Here is a 16,111-nt window from a genome sequence, read left to right as displayed (position 1 = left end):
TTCGACCCTGGGGTCGAGGCGAGAGCTCGGCAACTCGCCGAGGCGGGCTTTGCCGTCCTGACCAGTAATTACCACCGAGCATAAGCTCCCTCCAACTTCGATGAGGCCTTCGCCTCTATGCGCAAACTGCGGAGCCTTTTCAGCGAGGTCCTGGACGGAAACGAAAAAGCCCGGACGTCTCCGCCCGGGCCGATCCGATATTGAAGCCGACGAAAGACTACGCAGCCGTGGCGAACGCGTCTTCACCCAACGCCATCATGCTGTCAGCACCGCTCTCGAGCTTGCGGCGCAGCGCGCCGACATCGGGCAGGAAGCGATCCATGTAATAGCGCGCGGTGGCGAGCTTGGCTTCGTAGAACGCCTTGTCCTCGGTGCCGTCCGCCAAAGCGGCCTGCGCGACCTTGGCCATACGGAGCCACATCCAGCCCAGAGTTACGATGCCCATGATATGCATGTAGTGATGCGCGCCTGCACCGAGGTGGTTGGGGTTCTGCATCGCATTGTTCATGAACCACATCGTCGCCGCCTGCTGCTGTCCGAGCGCCTTTTCGAGTTGCTCGGCCATCGCGCCGAGATTCTCGTCACCCTTGGCAGCCGCGATTTCGTCACCGACCGTCTTGAAGAAGGCCTGGATCGCTGCGCCACCTTTGCTGGCGAGCTTGCGGCCGCACAGGTCCATAGCCTGCACACCATTGGTGCCTTCGTAGATCTGGGCGATGCGCGCGTCGCGAACGAACTGGCTCATGCCCCATTCCTCAATGTAGCCGTGGCCGCCGAAGACCTGCTGCATATTGGTCGCTACCTCGTAGCCCTTGTCGGTGCCGTACCCCTTGATGACCGGAGTCAGCAGACCGATCATCTGGTCGGCTTCGGCGCGCTCCTCTTCGGTTTGCGCCTTATGCGTGAGGTCGACCTGCAACGCGCCCCACAGGCACAGGGCACGCATTCCTTCGGTGAAGGCCTTCGCATCCATCAGCATACGGCGCACGTCCGGGTGGACGAAGATGGGATCGGCCTGCGCTTCGGGTTCGGCCGGGCCGGTCAGGGCGCGGCCCTGGCGGCGGTCGAGCGCATAGGCAACCGCGTTCTGGTACGCAACTTCCGCCTGGCTCAGCCCCTGGATCCCGACGCCGAGGCGCGCGGCATTCATCATAATGAACATCGCGGCGAGCCCCTTATTCTCCTCGCCGACCATCCAGCCTTTCGCCCCGTCATAGTTTAGCACGCAGGTCGAATTCGCGTGGATGCCCATCTTGTGTTCGATCGAGCCGCATATCACGCCGTTGCGCTCGCCCACCGAACCATCTTCGTTGACGAGGAATTTCGGCACGACGAAGAGCGAGATGCCCTTGGTGCTATCGGGCGCGCCGGGTGTCTTGGCCAGCACGAGGTGGATGATATTCTCACTCATGTCGTGCTCGCCGGCCGAGATGAAGATCTTGGTGCCGGTTATCGAATAGCTGCCGTCGCTCTGCGGTTCGGCCTTGGTCCGGATCATACCCAGATCCGTGCCGCAATGCGGCTCGGTCAGATTCATGGTGCCGGTCCATTCATTGGAGATCATCTTCGGGAGGTATTTATCCTTCTGCTCCTGCGATCCCTTGGCGATGAGGGCCGAGACCGCGCCGTTCGTAAGGCCCGGATACATGCCGAAAGCCTGGTTGGCGCTGGAAATGAATTCTTCCAGCACGAAACCCAGCACGTGCGGCATGCCCTGCCCGCCGAATTCTTCCGGCTGCGACAGTGTTCCCCAGCCCGCCTCGCGAAACTTGTCGAATGCTTCCTTGAAGCCTTTTGGGGTGGTGACCGACCCATCGTCATGCCGGACGCATCCCTCCTGATCGCCCGACTGATTGAGCGGAGCAAGAACCTCCGCGCAGAACTTGCCGCCTTCATTCAGGACCGCGTCGGTCACATCGGGGCTGACCATCTCGAAACCCGGCAGATTTCCATAGCCGGCGAGATCGAGCAGTTCGTTGACGACGAAGCGGGTATCGCGGGTGGGCGCTGAATAGATGGGCATCGGCGTGTCCTTGGATTTTTTTGGGGAGTCTAGGTGAAAATCTTGCAGGCGGGATCAGTCGAAATCGAGAGTTTCGATGTGTTCGATGAACTCGGTGAGTTCACTGATCGAACTGTCGATATCGTCCCGCTGTTCCTTGAGCTTGGCGACATGCGCCTTGCACTTTTCAATCGTGACGCGACGCTGCTCCACGCGACCATCGCCGAGATCGTAAAGATCGATCATCTCGCGAATCTCGGTCAACGAAAAACCGACATTCTTGGCGCGCATAATCCATGCAAGCCGTGCGCGGTCGCGTTTGGAATAGATACGCGTCAGGCCGACCCGCGACGGCGCGATCAGGCCCTCGTCTTCGTAAAAGCGCAAGGCTCGTGCCGTGCAGTCGAATTCGCTGGTAAGGTCCGAGATCGAATATTGCTCGCGACCGAGTTCGTCCGGCCGTTCGATATGGGCACCGGCATGACGCCGGTCGCCCGTTTCGGAAGGAACATCCTTGGGAAGCGGCTGTGTCATGCCCCTTCCATAATCGCACGTTTACGTAAGCGTCAAGTCTTGACGGGTTCGAGAACACCCTTGTCGAGACGCCGATAGAAACAACTGCGCGCTCCGGTGTGGCAAGTCGGGCCTGCCGGCTCGCACGCCATGACAAGCGCGTCCTGATCGCAATCGACCAGGATTTCGCGCACTTCGAGAACATCTCCGGATGTCTCGCCCTTCTTCCACAGCCTACCGCGCGAACGAGAATGGAAATGCGCGAAGCCCGTTGCTTGCGTGGCCTCCAGAGCCTCGGCATCCATGAAAGCGACCATCAACACCTCGCGCGTTTCATGATGGACGACGACCGCGCTCAACAGCCCCTTCTCGTCGAATTTGGGCATAAAGGTTCTGCCCGCTTCACGTTCGGTCGCTTCGCTCACCAAGGCGCCTTTCGATGTGTTCCCGAACAAGGGGTTTGTTGCATTATAACCACAAAGTCGACCCAAAATTGGGAACATCGGTAGATGACTGTTTGATGAAGGCCTTTTTTGAGGAACAAACGGCCTCGCAGGCAAGTGAGGCCTGCCCACCGGAGCAGCGGCGTCGCAGAGCGCCAGGTTCAGGGGGTCAATGGATCCGCTGCCGCGAACGAGGGTGTACGTGGCGCATCCGACAACGATGAGGGATGGACCGAGGTGCATGCTGGGGGGCTGCACCGCCGCCGCAAGGTAGGTCCGGTAATATTCGTCACGTGGCGCCCGGGATCGCAAGGTTCCGGGCGTTTCGTTTGCCGGTTACTTCCCGCGCAATCTTAGTTCGCAAGCGCTTCGTCGAGTACTCGCGAGAAACAGGCGATCGTCACCCGCCGGGCGCCGGCTCGCTTGAGCGCCTTGACGCAGGCCGTGCTGGTCGCCCCGCTGGTGAGCACATCGTCGACCAGCAGGATATCGCGGCCAGCGATCGCCATCCTGCGCCTGGGATTGACCCCGATCGCCCCAGACAGCGCCCTTGCCCGCGCCTTGCGCCCGAGCCCGCCCAGGCTCGGTGTCGGCTTCGTGCGGAGCAGAGCGTCGACCTGCATGGTTCCGTGCCCGGCTTTTTCCAGTTGCCGACCGAGCAAGACCGCCTGATTGTAGCCGCGCTGCCACAACCGGCGACGGTGCAGGGGCACGGGCACGATCACCCGGCTGTCATCCGGTTCTGGCAGTCGCGCGGCGATAAGCCTGGCCAGCATCGGTGCGAGTGCGATCCGGCGGCCATGCTTGAGGGCCAGCACCAGCTTGCGCGATACCTCGGTGTAGAGCGTGGCCGCCGCGATCCCGTCATGCACGGGCGGATGGGCAAGACAGACCGCACAGGTCGCGCCTTCGCCGGGGCCGCGATCGCCGAACGGCCTTTGACAGCTTTCGCAGCAGGGATCGGACGGGATGACCAGTTCGTCCCAGCATTCGAAACACAGCCCCCCCTGCTCGCCGACCGCACTGCCACAGGCAGGGCAGCGGGGCGGATAGACGAAATCGAGCAGCGGCGCGAAGCTGGCGGCGAGGAGGCGGCTTGTCGACACATTCGCATGCTGCCCCGCTTGCGCGAGGCTGGCAAGCGCGGCAGGGCGTGGCCCGATGGCAAGCCAGGTACCTCCGCAGATTTTCTCACGCCGCCGAAGGATCGCCGGATTGCGCCGCGCCCGCGTGAGGCAGGCCAAGCGCGATGCGGCGCGCTACATCCTCGACGACATGGTGGAGGACGTGCTCGACCGGCTCGAATTCATCCGTATGTCGCCGACGCGCGTTCTGGTTATCGGCGACTGGACCGGTACGCTGGCCCTTTCGCTGCGCGGCGGCGGATCGGATGTAACCGAACATGACGTCGCCACGCTCGACGAAGAACATCCGGTCGAGAGCGAGTCCTACGACCTCATCGTCAGCCTGTGCTCGCTCGACCGGGTGAACGATCTTCCCGGCGCGCTGCTCCACCTGCGCAATGCGCTGGCGGAGGGCGGGATGATGATCGCCAGTTTCCTTGGCGCGGGAAGCCTCGTCAATCTGCGCCGCGCCATGCTGGCCGCCGAGCCGGACAGGCCCGCGGCCCGCATGCATCCGCTGGTCGACAATCAGGCGGCTTCCGCGCTGATGCAGCGCGCGCTGTTCAAACGGCAGGTGGTCGACAGCCGCACGCTCACTGCCTCCTTCGGCTCGCTCGACCGGCTGGTATCGGACCTGCGCGATCAAGGCCTGGGCAGCGCCTTGGCAAATCCGCCCCCTGCTCTCGACAAAGCGGCGAAAGCGCGTGCGGGGGCAGCGTTTCTGGATACTGCCAGCGATCAAGGTCGGGTTCTCGAAATTTTCGAGATACTCACCTTAACCGGATGGAAAAATTAACTTCTTTCTATTTTCACAGCCCACAACAGCTCCGCATTTCGGGCTGAGACCCCGGCTTCGCGGGGATCAGTCTTTCAGGCTCGCCTGTGCCGCTGCCAGTCGCGCGATCGGCACGCGATAGGGTGAGGCGCTGACGTAATCGAGCCCGGTCGCCTCGCAGAAAGCGATGCTGGCGGGATCGCCCCATGTTCGCCGCAAATGCCCAGCTTGAGGCCGTCGCGTGTGGCTCTGCCTCGCTCCGCCGCCAGTTCGACCAGTTGGCCGACCCCGTCGATATCGAGGCTGACGAAGGGGTCGCGGGCGAAGATGCCCTTGTCGACATAGGTCGTCAGGAACCGTCCCGCATCGTCGCGGCTGACGCCGAGCGTGGTCTGGGTGAGATCGTTGGTGCCGAAGCTGAAGAACTCGCCCACTTCGGCAATCTCGCCCGCCATCAGCGCGGCGCGCGGCAATTCGATCATCGTGCCCACGAGGTAATCCACCGTGCAGCCCGTAGCTTCGAACACCTCGCCCGCGACACGGTCGACCACGGCCTTGAGCAGTTCCAGCTCGCGGCGACTCGCCACCAGCGGGATCATGATTTCGGGCACCGGCGCTTCGCCGCTATCCTTGGCGACCTGGCAGGCAGCCTCGAAGATCGCCCGCGCCTGCATCTCGTAGATCTCGGGATAGGTGATCCCGAGGCGGCAGCCGCGATGGCCGAGCATGGGGTTGAATTCGTGCAGTTCGCCCGCGCGGCGACGAAGTTTGTCGATGTCGACACCGGTGGCCGCGGCGAGATCCTCAAACTCGGCATCGCCATGCGGCAGGAACTCGTGCAGTGGCGGGTCGAGCAGGCGGATCGTGCACGGCAGCCCGGCCATGACTTCGAAAATGGTCACGAAATCGCTGCGCTGTTCGGGCAGCAGCTTGTCGAGCGCGGCGCGGCGGCCAGCCTCGGTATCCGCCAGGATCATCTCTCGCACTGCACTGATCCGGCTCGCATCGAAGAACATGTGCTCGGTCCGGCACAACCCGATGCCCTCGGCCCCGAACTGGCGCGCCATGCGGCATTCGGTCTCGGTTTCGGCATTGGTACGGACCTTCATCCGGCGATGCCTGTCCGCCCATTCCATCAGCGTGGCGAAATCGCCCGCGAGTTCGGGCTCGATGGTCGCGACTTCGCCCGCCATGACCTGGCCGTTGGCGCCATCGATGGTGATGACGTCGCCTTCCTTCAATTCGCGCGAGCCGATTGCAAGCGTGCGCCCTTCGCGCGCGATCGAGACCTGCGAGGCGCCCGAAACACAGGGTCGGCCCATACCGCGCGCAACCACGGCGGCGTGGCTGGTCATGCCGCCGCGTGCGGTCAGAATACCGGTCGCGGCGTGCATGCCGTGAATGTCCTCGGGGCTGGTTTCAACGCGGACTAGGATAACCTTCTCGCCGCGATTGGCCCATAGCTCCGCCGTGTCCGCATCGAGCACGATCTTGCCGCTGGCCGCGCCGGGCGAAGCCGGCAGGCCCGTGGTCAGCACATCGCGCGGCGCATCCGGGTCGAGCGTCGGGTGAAGCAACTGGTCCAGCGCCATCGGGTCGACGCGCAGGATCGCGGTTTTCTCGTCGATCAGCCCTTCATCCACCATGTCGACCGCCAGCTTGAGCGCCGCCTTGGCGGTGCGCTTGCCATTGCGGGTCTGCAGCAGCCACAGCTTGCCCTGCTGCACGGTGAACTCGATATCCTGCATGTCGCGATAGTGCTTTTCGAGCAGGTCGAAGAGATGCGCCAGTTCGGAAAAGGCCTCGGGCATGGCTTCTTCCATGCTCGGCTTGTCGGCTCCGGCTGCCTCGCGCGCCGCTTTCGTCAGATATTGCGGCGTGCGGATGCCCGCGACCACATCCTCGCCCTGCGCATTGACAAGCCACTCGCCATAATAGGCCTTCTCGCCGGTCGAGGGATCGCGCGTGAAAGCGACGCCGGTGGCACTGGTTTCGCCCATATTGCCGAAGACCATCGCCTGCACGTTGACCGCCGTGCCCATGTCATGCGGTATGTCGTTTAGGCGGCGATAAATCTTGGCGCGTTCGGTATCCCAGCTATCGAACACGGCGCTGATCGCACCCCATAGCTGTTCGACCGGGTCCTGCGGAAACGGCTTGCCCAGCTCTTCCTCGACGATGGACTTGTACTGCGCGACCAGGGCCTTCCACTCTTCGGCGGAAAGCTCGGTATCGGCGTAATAGCCATTGTCTTCCTTGGCGATTTCGAGCGCTTCCTCGAACAGGCCGTGATCGACGCCGAGCACCACGTCGCCATACATCTGGATAAAGCGGCGATAGCTGTCCCAGGCGAAACGTTCGTCGCCGCTGGTCCTGGCAAGGCCTTCGACCGTCTCGTCGTTGAGACCGAGATTGAGCACGGTGTCCATCATCCCGGGCATCGACACTGCCGCGCCCGAGCGGACCGAGACGAGCAACGGATCGGCGGCATCGCCGAAATCCTTGCCCACGGTCTTCTCGACATGGTTCAGCGCCTCGGCGACATCGCTGCGCAGCTTCTCCGAAAAGTCCGAACCGCCCGCGAGATATTTGAGGCATTCCTCGGTCGCGATGGTGAAGCCGGGAGGGACAGGCAGGCCGATGCTGGCCATTTCGGCCAGATTGGCGCCCTTGCCGCCGGTAACGGTCTTGTCCTTCTGCCTTGCATTCGTATGCGGCGCGTCGCCGCCGAAGGTGAAGACTGTTTCCGACATGAAAGCTCCTGTCCGGGTGCCTGTAGGTGACACGAAGTTACAGGGGTGTCACCCTATTTCCAACAAAAGAAAGCACCTGTTTTCAGGTGCTTGTCATACATCTCGGTGCCCAGGGTGACAGATCGGCCGATTTTTCTCCCCTACACCCGGAACACGGCCGACCTAACCCTCGATACGCGAGAAATCGGCCACTTTGTGCACTGCAGCACGAAAGGCTGCAAGCAGGTTGAGGCGATGTGCCCGCTTGTTTTCTTCATCCGCGTTTACCGTCACTTCATCGAAGAAACGGTCGATCGGGGCGCGAAGACCTGCAAGCGCCGCCATCGCGGCCGAGAAGTCTTCCACCTCGATCGCCTTGGCGGCCTCCGGTTCTGAAGTCGCCAGAGCATCCATCAGCGCCTTTTCCGCCGGTTCGGGCGTGTAGGAAAGCTGTTTCGCCTTGGCGGCTTCGGCATAGATTTCACGCATTTGCGGGTCGTCGACATTTTCCAGCGGGTCCTCGTCGCCGGTATGTTCGACTACATCCCCGTCATTCCCGCGAAGGCGGGAATCCCGCTTGTCTTCTTCGGCCACGTCCGAAGGCAGCGGGACCCCCGCCTGCGCGGGGGTGACGGTAGAGGATTTAAGCCAGTCTTCCTTCTTGAGAATATTCGCCGCGCGCTTGTAGCCTGCAAGGAGGTTGGCGCCGTCTTCGGTGTCCATGAAGGACTGGAGCGCTTTCACGCGGGCGAGCAGGCGGACGAGATCGTCCTCGCCGCCGAGCGCGAAGACCGCGTCGATGAGATCGTGGCGAACGCCTGCTTCGCGCTGCTGGACCTTGAGGCGGTCGGCAAGGAATGCCCACAAATCGAGAAATCCTGCTTCGCTTTCGAAAAAAAGCGCGTTGAATAGCTTCACACCGTTAACTTCATCGGGATGGTGAAGCGTAATACGCTGGATGCTTCCGCCCTGACTGATAAGCAAATCAACGTCGTCACCATTCCGTTCGAAACCGAACGCAGGTTTCTGGTCCACATCGCGAAATTTGACCATCTCACGCGCTGTCAGTGACGTGCGATAAGCCTGAGCACTCAAAAGATCTCTGAGCTTGGTATCGAGGTCGAGCATTGGCAAGCGGAGAGAATTTGAGGTTAGCAGTCCGATACATGCAATTGCCGCTCTCCGAAGAGCGAAAGGGTCTTTCGAGCCACTTGGACGCTCGTCGATGGCAAAGAACGAGAAGAGCGTATCTAGCTTATCCGCCAAACTCACCGCTACCGTTACCGGCGCGGTCGGCACCTCGTCGCCCTGCCCGACCGGCTTGTAGTGATCGCGGATCGCGTCGGCGACTTCGTCGGGCAGGCCCTCGGCGCGGGCGTAGTAGCCGCCCATCAGGCCCTGCAGTTCGGGAAACTCGCCGACCATTTCGGTGACGAGGTCGGCCTTGGCGAGGCGGGCGGCCTGTTCGGCGAGGTCGGCCAAGGAAGCCCCTTCCCTCGAGGGAAGGGGTTGGGGATGGGTGTTCGACGTCTGCGAGGTGGTACCCCCCACCCCCGGCCCTCCCCCGTGGGGAGGGGGCATCGGTGACGATACCCTCTTCCACCAGCCACCTTGCCAGCTTCGCCACGCGCTCGACCTTGTCGGCGACGGTGCCCAGCTTTTCGTGGAAGGTGATCCGCTCCAGCCCGCTGGCGTGCTCGGCGAGGGTCTTCTTGCGATCGACATCCCAGAAGAAGCGCGCATCGGACAGGCGGGCGGCGAGGACCTTGCGGTTGCCGTCGACCACGCGCGCGCCGCCATCCTCCGCCTCGATATTGGCGGTGCAGATGAAGGCGTTGGCGAGTTCGCCATTATCGTCCTCGCAGACGAAATACTTCTGGTTCACGCGCGCGGTGAGCTGGATCGTCTCGGGCGGCACCTCGAGGAAATCCTCCTCGAAGCGGCCGAGTAGCGGGACGGGCCATTCGGTCAGGCCCGCATTCTCGACCACCAGCCCCTCGTCCTCGACCAGCTTGAGGCCAGCCCCGGTTGCGACCTTGGCCGCGCCCGAGCGGATCAGGTCCTGCCGTTCTCCGTGGTCTACGATCACATGGCCTGCGCGCAGCTTCATCGCGTAATCGTCGGCATTGCCGATGGTGATGTCGCCCGAATGGTGGAAGCGGTGGCCCAGCGTGACTGCGCCCGAGGTGACGCCATGCACCTCGCATTCGACAACATCGTCGCCCAGCAGCGCCACGATGCCCGAAAGCGGGCGCACCCAGCGCAGGCTCTCGGTGCTGATCGAAGCGGCGCCCCAGCGCATCGACTTGGGCCATGAAAAATCGCGGATGATCGCGGGGATCGCCTCGGCGAGCAGGTCCTTCGTTGCACGGCCGGGGATATTCTTGACGGCGAAATAGGTCGCCCTGCCCTTCACCTCGCGGGTTTCGAGCTGGCTCTTGTCGACGCCGGCCTTGCGGCAGAAACCGTCGAGCGCCTGGTCGGGCGCGCCGACCGGCGGTCCCTTCAGTTCCTCGCTCACCGCATCGGTGGCTTCCGGCAGACCGCGCGCAATCAGCGCAAGACGGCGCGGGGTCGACCAGACGGTGATCTCGCCAGTCGCGACACCGGCAGCTTCCATCTCGCGGCGGAACAGCTTTTCCAGTTCGGCGCGCGCACCGGCCTGCATGCGGGCGGGGATTTCTTCGCTGCGCAGTTCGAGGAGGAAGTCGCTCATTTCGACCACTCCGGATATTTCTCGGCCCACACGGGGGCTTCCTTTTCCATATGCGCTTCGCACGATCCGCGGGCGAGGTCGCGCACGCGGCCCATATAGCTGGCGCGTTCCTGCACGCTGATCACGCCGCGCGCCTGCAGCAGGTTGAAGATGTGGCTCGCCTCCACCGCCTGCTCGTAAGCGGCGATGGGCACGTCGTTGGCGAGCGCATTCTTGCACTCGGCCTCGGCCTTGTTGAACAGGTCGAACAGCGCATCGGTCTCCGCGACCTCGAAGTTCCACTTCGACATCTGTTTCTCGTTCTCGAGAAAGACGTCGCCATAGGTCACGAGTCTTTCGCGTCCTACCGCTTCGCTACTTGAGGACGTGCCCCCGTTGAAATTCAGGTCGTACACATTGTCGACGCCCTGAATATACATGGCGAGGCGTTCGAGCCCGTAGGTCAGTTCGCCCGCAACGGGCTTGCAGTCGAAGCCGCCCATCTGCTGGAAATAGGTAAACTGGGTCACTTCCATCCCGTCGCACCAGACTTCCCAGCCAAGGCCCCAGGCCCCGAGCGTCGGGCTTTCCCAGTCGTCTTCCACGAAGCGGATATCGTGCCTCAAAGGATCGATGCCGATGACTTCGAGGCTCTTGAGATAGAGGTCCTGTATGTCCGGCGGGCTCGGTTTGAGGATTACCTGATACTGGTAATAGTGCTGCAGCCGGTTCGGGTTCTCGCCATAGCGGCCGTCGGTCGGGCGGCGGCACGGCTGCACGAAGGCGGCGTTCCACGGCTCGGGGCCGAGCGCGCGCAAGGTGGTCGCCGTATGGAAGGTGCCGGCACCCATGCGCATGTCGTAAGGCTGAAGGATAAGGCACCCCTGCGCGGCCCAGAAATCGTGCAGCGCGAGGATCATGTCCTGGAAGGATTTTTGCGGATTGCGGTCCATGGCGCGGGGCAATGGCGCAAGCGAATTGCACGGTCAATGCCGCAGCGCGGCGACAGCAGCACACACCGCTCGAGCATCCGGCTTGGCAAATACTACGCCGTCTCGCTATCGCGGGAAACCAATCCAAAAGGAATCGCAGCGCATGACCCGTCCTACTGTCCGCCAGGCCATTGCCTGCCTTGCCCCGCTGACGCTCGCCCTGCAGGGATGCGCGGCCTATCCCGAAACCGATGTCGCGACTGCGCCCGTCGCGGCGCAAGCGGCTGTCGCTAAAGGGCCGGGGCTGTGGAAAGTCGCCGACGAGGACACCACGATTTACCTTTTCGGAACGGTCCATGCGCTTCCCGAAAGCGTCGAATGGTATCAGGGGCCGATAGAAAGCGCGCTGGCCGCTTCGCAGGAGCTGGTGACCGAAATCCCCGATGGTGCCGCGAAAGACCCGGCATCGCAGCAAGTGGTCATGGCCAAGGCCTTGCTGCCCGCCGACGAATCTCTGCGCGATATGCTCAGTGAACCGGATCGGACGAGTTACGAGATCGCGCTGACCAGGCTCGGCCTGCCGCCCGCAGCATTCGATCGTTTCGAACCCTGGTTTGCGGGCATGACGCTGGCCGTGGTTCCGCTGATGCAGGCGGGCTATGCCGCCGAAAGCGGGGTGGAAACGAAGCTGGAGGAGCTGGCGCCTGCCGATGCGGCGCGCGGCGCATTGGAGACGCTGGAGTGGCAGATCGAACTTTTCGACACGCTGCCGGTCGAATCGCAGCTCGCCTTTCTGATGGCGTCGGCGGACAATATCGACGAAGTCGTTCCGATGATGGACCGGATGGTTGCCGAATGGCTCGAAGGCGATGCCGATGGTCTGGCGGCGCTCATGAATGAAGGGCTGACCGATCCGGTGCTGGCCGATGCCCTGCTCTACCAGCGCAATAAACGCTGGGCAGAGTGGATCGACGAGCGGCTCGATCGGCCCGGCACCGTGTTCATCGCGGTCGGCGCAGGCCACCTTGCCGGTCAGGACAGTGTGCAGGATTATCTCACCGGCAGCGGACTGACCGTGACGCGGGTACAGTAACCGTCCCATGTCTGGTCAGGCGTCATTGCAGGCTTGCCAGCGCCACCGAACCATGCACTCGAACAGCATGACCTCGCGCTTTCTCCTCGGCCTGACTGCGGCCCTGACGTTCCTGCTGGCCGCCTGCGGCAAGCAGGCGGATACCGCCAAGCCCGAAGGACCTTATCCCGCTTTGTGGGAAATTGCCGACGGGAATGGCGCTACCGAAGGCTGGATGTTCGGCACGATCCACGCCCTGCCCGATGGCACCCGATGGCGCTCCGAACGGCTCGATACGGTGGTGGGCCAGGCCGACATGCTGGTGGTGGAGGTCGCAAATCTCGAGAATGGCGAGGCGCTTTCCGCCTTGTTCGAGCAGATGGCCTATGATCGCCCGGCCGGACCGATCGCCGAACGGATCGATCCCGAGCTGCGCGGCGAGTTCGAGGAACTGCTGGTCAAGGCCAAGGTGCGGCGCGGCTATTTCGATCCCATGGAAAGCTGGGCCGCGGCGCTGGCGCTGGCACAGGTGGCGCAAACGGCGAAGGCCGAAAACGGGGCCGATCGCGCCCTGCTTGCCGCATTCGACAAACGCGAGGTGGTCGAACTGGAGGGCGCACACGGCCAGCTTGCGATCTTCGACAGCTTGCCCGAAGACGAGCAGCGCGATCTGCTCAATGCGGTTCTGGAAGAATCACGCGATTATCAGGGCGAGATCGGGACGCTGGCAAACGCCTGGCTGGAAGGCGATACCGAACGGCTTACGCAATTGACCCGTCGCGGAATTCTGGCCGACCCCGAACTGGTGCAGGTGTTGCTGCGCGATCGCAATGCCGATTGGGCGGCGCAGATCGAAAACCTTCTCTCGGCCCGCGACAAGCCGCTGATCGCGGTCGGCGCCGGGCACCTGCTGGGCGATCATGGTTTGCCCGCCCTGCTCGAAGCCCGTGGATATACGGTCCGCCGGATCGAATAGGGCGCCCTGCCCCGCACCTTCGCGCTTGCTTTTCACGCACGCCCTGCTAAGCGCGCGCCCTTCGGCACCATGGTCATCCCTGGAGGCGTGGTGGACCGAACATGTAACCAAACGTATTTCGAAAGGTAAGCGACATGAGCGATGCTCTGACCCTGCCGGCCGAGACGCGCGAACGGGCTGGCAAGGGAGCCTCCCGTGCACTGCGTCGCGAAGGCCGCGTCCCCGCCGTGATTTATGGCGGCAAGGAAGAACCCACGATGATCCACGTGGAAGCGAAGGAACTGGTCCGCCAGCTCGGCACCGGCCACTTCATGAACTCGATCGTCGAGATCGAGCTCGGTGGCAAGAAGATCAAGACGCTTCCCAAGGATGTGTCGCTCCACCCCGTCAACGATCGTCCCGAACACGTCGACTTCTTCCGCCTCGCAAAGGGCGGCAAGATCGAAGTCTCGGTTCCTGTCGTATTCCTCAACGAAGAAGCCAGCCCGGGCCTCAAAAAGGGCGGCGTTCTCAACGTGGTCCGTCACGAACTCGAACTGGTTTGCGAAAACGACAAGATCCCCGGCGAGATCGAAATCGATGTCACCGGCAAGGAAGTTGGCGATTCGATCCATATCAGCGAAGTGACCCTGCCCGAAGGCAGCGAGAGCGCGATCACCGATCGTGACTTCACCATCGCCACGCTGGTCGCTCCCTCGGCGCTCAAGAAGGCCGAAGGCGACACCACGCAGGAAGGCGACGAGGTCCAAGAAACCGAAGTCACCGAACAGAACGCCGAAACCGTCGAAGGCGAAGCCGACCAGTCCGACGACTGATCCGCACTTCCGGTATCGCAATCGAAGCGCCGGTCCCGCAAGGGGCCGGCGTTTTGCTTTTGGGAACAGCGAAGCTAAGGGGCGCGCATGCAGATCTGGACAGGCCTCGGAAACCCCGGACCCAAATACGCGCTTCACCGGCACAATGTCGGCTTCATGGCGGTGGACGTCATCGCGGAAACATACGGATTCGGCCCGGTGCAGAAGAAGTTCTCGGGTTGGGTGCAGGAAGGGCGGATCGGGCACGAGAAGATACTGCTTCTCAAACCGGCGACCTTCATGAACGAAAGCGGCCGTGCGGTCGGTGAGGCGCTGCGGTTCTACAAGCTCCAACCCGATGCGCTGACCGTCTTCCATGACGAGCTCGACCTGGCGCCCTTCAAGGTGAAGGTTCGCCGGGGTGGCGGCCTTGCCGGTCATAACGGACTGCGTTCGATCAACCAGCATCTCGGCCCCGATTTCCGCCGCGTCCGGATAGGCATCGGACATCCAGGCTCGAAAGAGCGCGTCCATGGCCATGTTCTGGGCAATTACGCAAAGTCGGAAATAGATCAATTAGCGGCGATGCTGGGAGGCATCGCGGCTGAGGCCGAATGGCTGGCGAACGGGGACGATCCCCGGTTCATGAGCGAGCTCGCTCTGCGGATGTAAGGGCTAAGCTCGGCGGCGGTTTTGGGATCACTGGAAGCTCCGCATCGCCCTGACGATTTACCTGCCGCCCGACACACGATTGTTGCGTAAACCGGTTCATCCCGACGCGGGACTGCAAATCCCGATCAGCGAAGTGAGCACCGAGGTCCAAGTGGGCTGGATTCGCGAGACACCCTATGGCCCAATGATCGGGCTCGTGCATAACCTCCGACACTCTGGCAATTCGTGAAGGGGGCGGCTAAGGCGCGCGCCACACACTTTTTCCGGAGTTTCTGATGGGTTTCCGTTGCGGGATCGTCGGCCTGCCGAATGTCGGCAAGTCCACCCTTTTCAATGCATTGACCGAAACGCAGGCCGCGCAGGCCGCGAACTATCCGTTCTGCACGATCGAGCCGAATGTCGGCCAGGTTGCCGTGCCCGACGAACGGCTCGACAAGATCGCCGCCATTGCCGGATCGGCCAAGGTGATCCCCACGCAGCTTGCGTTCGTCGATATCGCCGGTCTGGTAAAAGGCGCGAGCCAGGGCGAAGGCCTCGGCAACCAGTTCCTCGGCAATATCCGCGAAGTCGATGCGATCGTCCACGTGCTGCGCTGCTTCGAGGATGACGACATCCAGCACGTCGCCAATAAGGTCGATCCGCTGGCCGATGCCGAAGTGGTCGAAACCGAATTGCTGCTCGCCGATCTGGAAAGCCTTGAAAAACGCGTCCCCGCCGCGGCCAAGCGGGCCACCGGGGGCGACAAGGAAGCCAAGCTGATGGCATCGGTTCTCGGGCAGGCGCTGGACCTGCTCAAGGACGGCAAGCCCGCCCGCCTCACCGAGCCGAAGGACGAGGAAGAAGCCCGTGTCTTCCGCCAGGCGCAACTGCTTACCGCCAAACCCGTGCTCTATGTCTGCAATGTAGCCGAAGAAGACGCGGCTACCGGCAACGCGCTGTCCGAACAGGTCTTCGCCAAGGCTGCCGCCGAAGGCGCGGAGGCTGTCGTCGTTTCCGCCGCTATCGAAGCCGAACTGGTCGCCATGCCGGCCGAAGACCGGGGGGAATTCCTCTTCGAGCTCGGCCTCGACGAAAGCGGCCTGAGCCGCGTGATCCGGGCTGGCTACAAACTGCTCGGCCTGCAGACCTTCTTCACTGCCGGTCCGAAGGAAGCGCGCGCCTGGACCTTCCCCGTTGGCGCCAAGGCACCGCAGGCCGCTGGCGAAATTCACACCGATTTCGAGCGTGGCTTTATTCGAGCTGAAACAATTGCCTTCGATGATTACATCGCTCTCGGCGGTGAAGGCGGTGCGCGCGAAGCGGGCAAGCTGCGGCAGGAGGGCAAGGATTACCTCGTCCAGGATGGCGATGTGATGCTGTTCAAATTCAACGTCTGAGGACA

12 protein-coding genes and 2 pseudogenes are annotated in these 16,111 nt (G+C 62.7%); 6 read left to right on the top strand and 8 right to left on the bottom strand.

Features of this window, described 5'->3' with window-relative positions; genetic code table 11:
• Positions 1-217: 217 nt before the first annotated feature.
• The 4 genes from DVR09_RS09610 to DVR09_RS09595 form a co-directional block, all read right to left on the bottom strand.
• Positions 218-2,023: an acyl-CoA dehydrogenase C-terminal domain-containing protein gene (locus DVR09_RS09610; protein ID WP_115416730.1), complete on the bottom strand. Its 1,806-nt coding sequence runs from the start codon at positions 2,021-2,023 to the stop codon at positions 218-220.
• A 54-nt stretch (positions 2,024-2,077) separates the two neighbouring features.
• Positions 2,078-2,536 (bottom strand): MerR family transcriptional regulator, encoded by a 459-nt coding sequence (locus tag DVR09_RS09605; protein WP_115416729.1) that lies wholly within the window; start codon positions 2,534-2,536, stop codon positions 2,078-2,080.
• A 32-nt stretch (positions 2,537-2,568) separates the two neighbouring features.
• On the bottom strand, positions 2,569-2,901 hold the full coding sequence (hisI, locus tag DVR09_RS09600) for a phosphoribosyl-AMP cyclohydrolase (RefSeq protein ID WP_435867815.1): 333 nt from the start codon (positions 2,899-2,901) through the stop codon (positions 2,569-2,571).
• A gap of 410 nt (positions 2,902-3,311) precedes the next feature.
• The gene (locus DVR09_RS09595; RefSeq protein ID WP_115416727.1) at positions 3,312-4,064 is read right to left on the bottom strand and encodes a ComF family protein; all 753 of its coding nucleotides are present in this window, start codon (positions 4,062-4,064) and stop codon (positions 3,312-3,314) included.
• A gap of 55 nt (positions 4,065-4,119) precedes the next feature.
• Here DVR09_RS09595 and DVR09_RS09590 point away from each other — a divergent pair, with 55 nt between their 5' ends.
• Complete coding sequence (locus tag DVR09_RS09590) at positions 4,120-4,878, top strand: class I SAM-dependent methyltransferase (RefSeq protein ID WP_115416726.1); 759 nt, start codon at positions 4,120-4,122, stop codon at positions 4,876-4,878.
• 66 nt (positions 4,879-4,944) lie between these two features.
• Here DVR09_RS09590 and ppdK read toward each other — a convergent pair.
• The 4 genes and pseudogenes from ppdK to DVR09_RS09575 all read right to left on the bottom strand — a co-directional run bounded on the left by ppdK (position 4,945) and on the right by DVR09_RS09575 (position 11,237).
• Positions 4,945-7,610, bottom strand: a pseudogene (gene ppdK, locus DVR09_RS09585) (pyruvate, phosphate dikinase).
• 162 nt (positions 7,611-7,772) lie between these two features.
• The gene (locus tag DVR09_RS18035) at positions 7,773-9,014 is read right to left on the bottom strand and encodes a glycine--tRNA ligase subunit beta (RefSeq protein WP_435867814.1); all 1,242 of its coding nucleotides are present in this window, start codon (positions 9,012-9,014) and stop codon (positions 7,773-7,775) included.
• A gap of 229 nt (positions 9,015-9,243) precedes the next feature.
• Positions 9,244-10,257: pseudogene (gene glyS / locus DVR09_RS18030) on the bottom strand (glycine--tRNA ligase subunit beta); the annotation flags it as partial.
• Positions 10,258-10,301: 44 nt separating this feature from the next.
• A complete protein-coding gene (locus DVR09_RS09575) occupies positions 10,302-11,237 on the bottom strand; it encodes a glycine--tRNA ligase subunit alpha (RefSeq protein ID WP_115417887.1) in 936 nt (311 codons plus the stop codon).
• Positions 11,238-11,379: 142 nt separating this feature from the next.
• Between DVR09_RS09575 and DVR09_RS09570 the strand changes: the two genes are divergently transcribed.
• The 5 genes from DVR09_RS09570 to ychF all read left to right on the top strand — a co-directional run bounded on the left by DVR09_RS09570 (position 11,380) and on the right by ychF (position 16,106).
• The gene (locus DVR09_RS09570) at positions 11,380-12,309 is read left to right on the top strand and encodes a TraB/GumN family protein (protein ID WP_162814929.1); all 930 of its coding nucleotides are present in this window, start codon (positions 11,380-11,382) and stop codon (positions 12,307-12,309) included.
• A 67-nt stretch (positions 12,310-12,376) separates the two neighbouring features.
• Complete coding sequence (locus tag DVR09_RS09565) at positions 12,377-13,264, top strand: TraB/GumN family protein (protein ID WP_162814928.1); 888 nt, start codon at positions 12,377-12,379, stop codon at positions 13,262-13,264.
• Positions 13,265-13,398: 134 nt separating this feature from the next.
• The gene (locus DVR09_RS09560; RefSeq protein ID WP_115416723.1) at positions 13,399-14,079 is read left to right on the top strand and encodes a 50S ribosomal protein L25/general stress protein Ctc; all 681 of its coding nucleotides are present in this window, start codon (positions 13,399-13,401) and stop codon (positions 14,077-14,079) included.
• Between the two features lie 87 nt (positions 14,080-14,166).
• Entirely contained in the window at positions 14,167-14,730 is a 564-nt protein-coding gene (pth, locus tag DVR09_RS09555; protein ID WP_115416722.1) for an aminoacyl-tRNA hydrolase, read from the top strand.
• A 275-nt stretch (positions 14,731-15,005) separates the two neighbouring features.
• Entirely contained in the window at positions 15,006-16,106 is a 1,101-nt protein-coding gene (gene ychF / locus DVR09_RS09550) for a redox-regulated ATPase YchF (RefSeq protein ID WP_115416721.1), read from the top strand.
• Positions 16,107-16,111 lie beyond the last annotated feature (5 nt).

It is taken from the genome of Erythrobacter aureus (assembly GCF_003355455.1).
In the GTDB taxonomy this organism is placed as follows: domain Bacteria; phylum Pseudomonadota; class Alphaproteobacteria; order Sphingomonadales; family Sphingomonadaceae; genus Qipengyuania; species Qipengyuania aurea.
Note: the sequence above shows the minus strand (reverse complement) of the source record. Positions and strands in the feature narration are given on the sequence as shown.

What these genes read in the sequence shown, in the direction of transcription:
- DVR09_RS09610 (WP_115416730.1), bottom strand. Translation starts at nt 2,023, where the DNA reads ATGCCCATCTATTCAGCGCCCACCCGCGATACCCGCTTCGTCGTCAAC.
- DVR09_RS09570 (WP_162814929.1), top strand. Translation starts at nt 11,380, where the DNA reads ATGACCCGTCCTACTGTCCGCCAGGCCATTGCCTGCCTTGCCCCGCTG.
- DVR09_RS09590 (WP_115416726.1), top strand. Translation starts at nt 4,120, where the DNA reads ATGGCAAGCCAGGTACCTCCGCAGATTTTCTCACGCCGCCGAAGGATC.
- DVR09_RS09560 (WP_115416723.1), top strand. Translation starts at nt 13,399, where the DNA reads ATGAGCGATGCTCTGACCCTGCCGGCCGAGACGCGCGAACGGGCTGGC.
- ychF (WP_115416721.1), top strand. Translation starts at nt 15,006, where the DNA reads ATGGGTTTCCGTTGCGGGATCGTCGGCCTGCCGAATGTCGGCAAGTCC.
- DVR09_RS09605 (WP_115416729.1), bottom strand. Translation starts at nt 2,536, where the DNA reads ATGACACAGCCGCTTCCCAAGGATGTTCCTTCCGAAACGGGCGACCGG.
- hisI (WP_435867815.1), bottom strand. Translation starts at nt 2,901, where the DNA reads ATGCCCAAATTCGACGAGAAGGGGCTGTTGAGCGCGGTCGTCGTCCAT.
- DVR09_RS18035 (WP_435867814.1), bottom strand. Translation starts at nt 9,014, where the DNA reads ATGGTCGGCGAGTTTCCCGAACTGCAGGGCCTGATGGGCGGCTACTAC.
- DVR09_RS09575 (WP_115417887.1), bottom strand. Translation starts at nt 11,237, where the DNA reads ATGGACCGCAATCCGCAAAAATCCTTCCAGGACATGATCCTCGCGCTG.
- DVR09_RS09565 (WP_162814928.1), top strand. Translation starts at nt 12,377, where the DNA reads ATGACCTCGCGCTTTCTCCTCGGCCTGACTGCGGCCCTGACGTTCCTG.
- pth (WP_115416722.1), top strand. Translation starts at nt 14,167, where the DNA reads ATGCAGATCTGGACAGGCCTCGGAAACCCCGGACCCAAATACGCGCTT.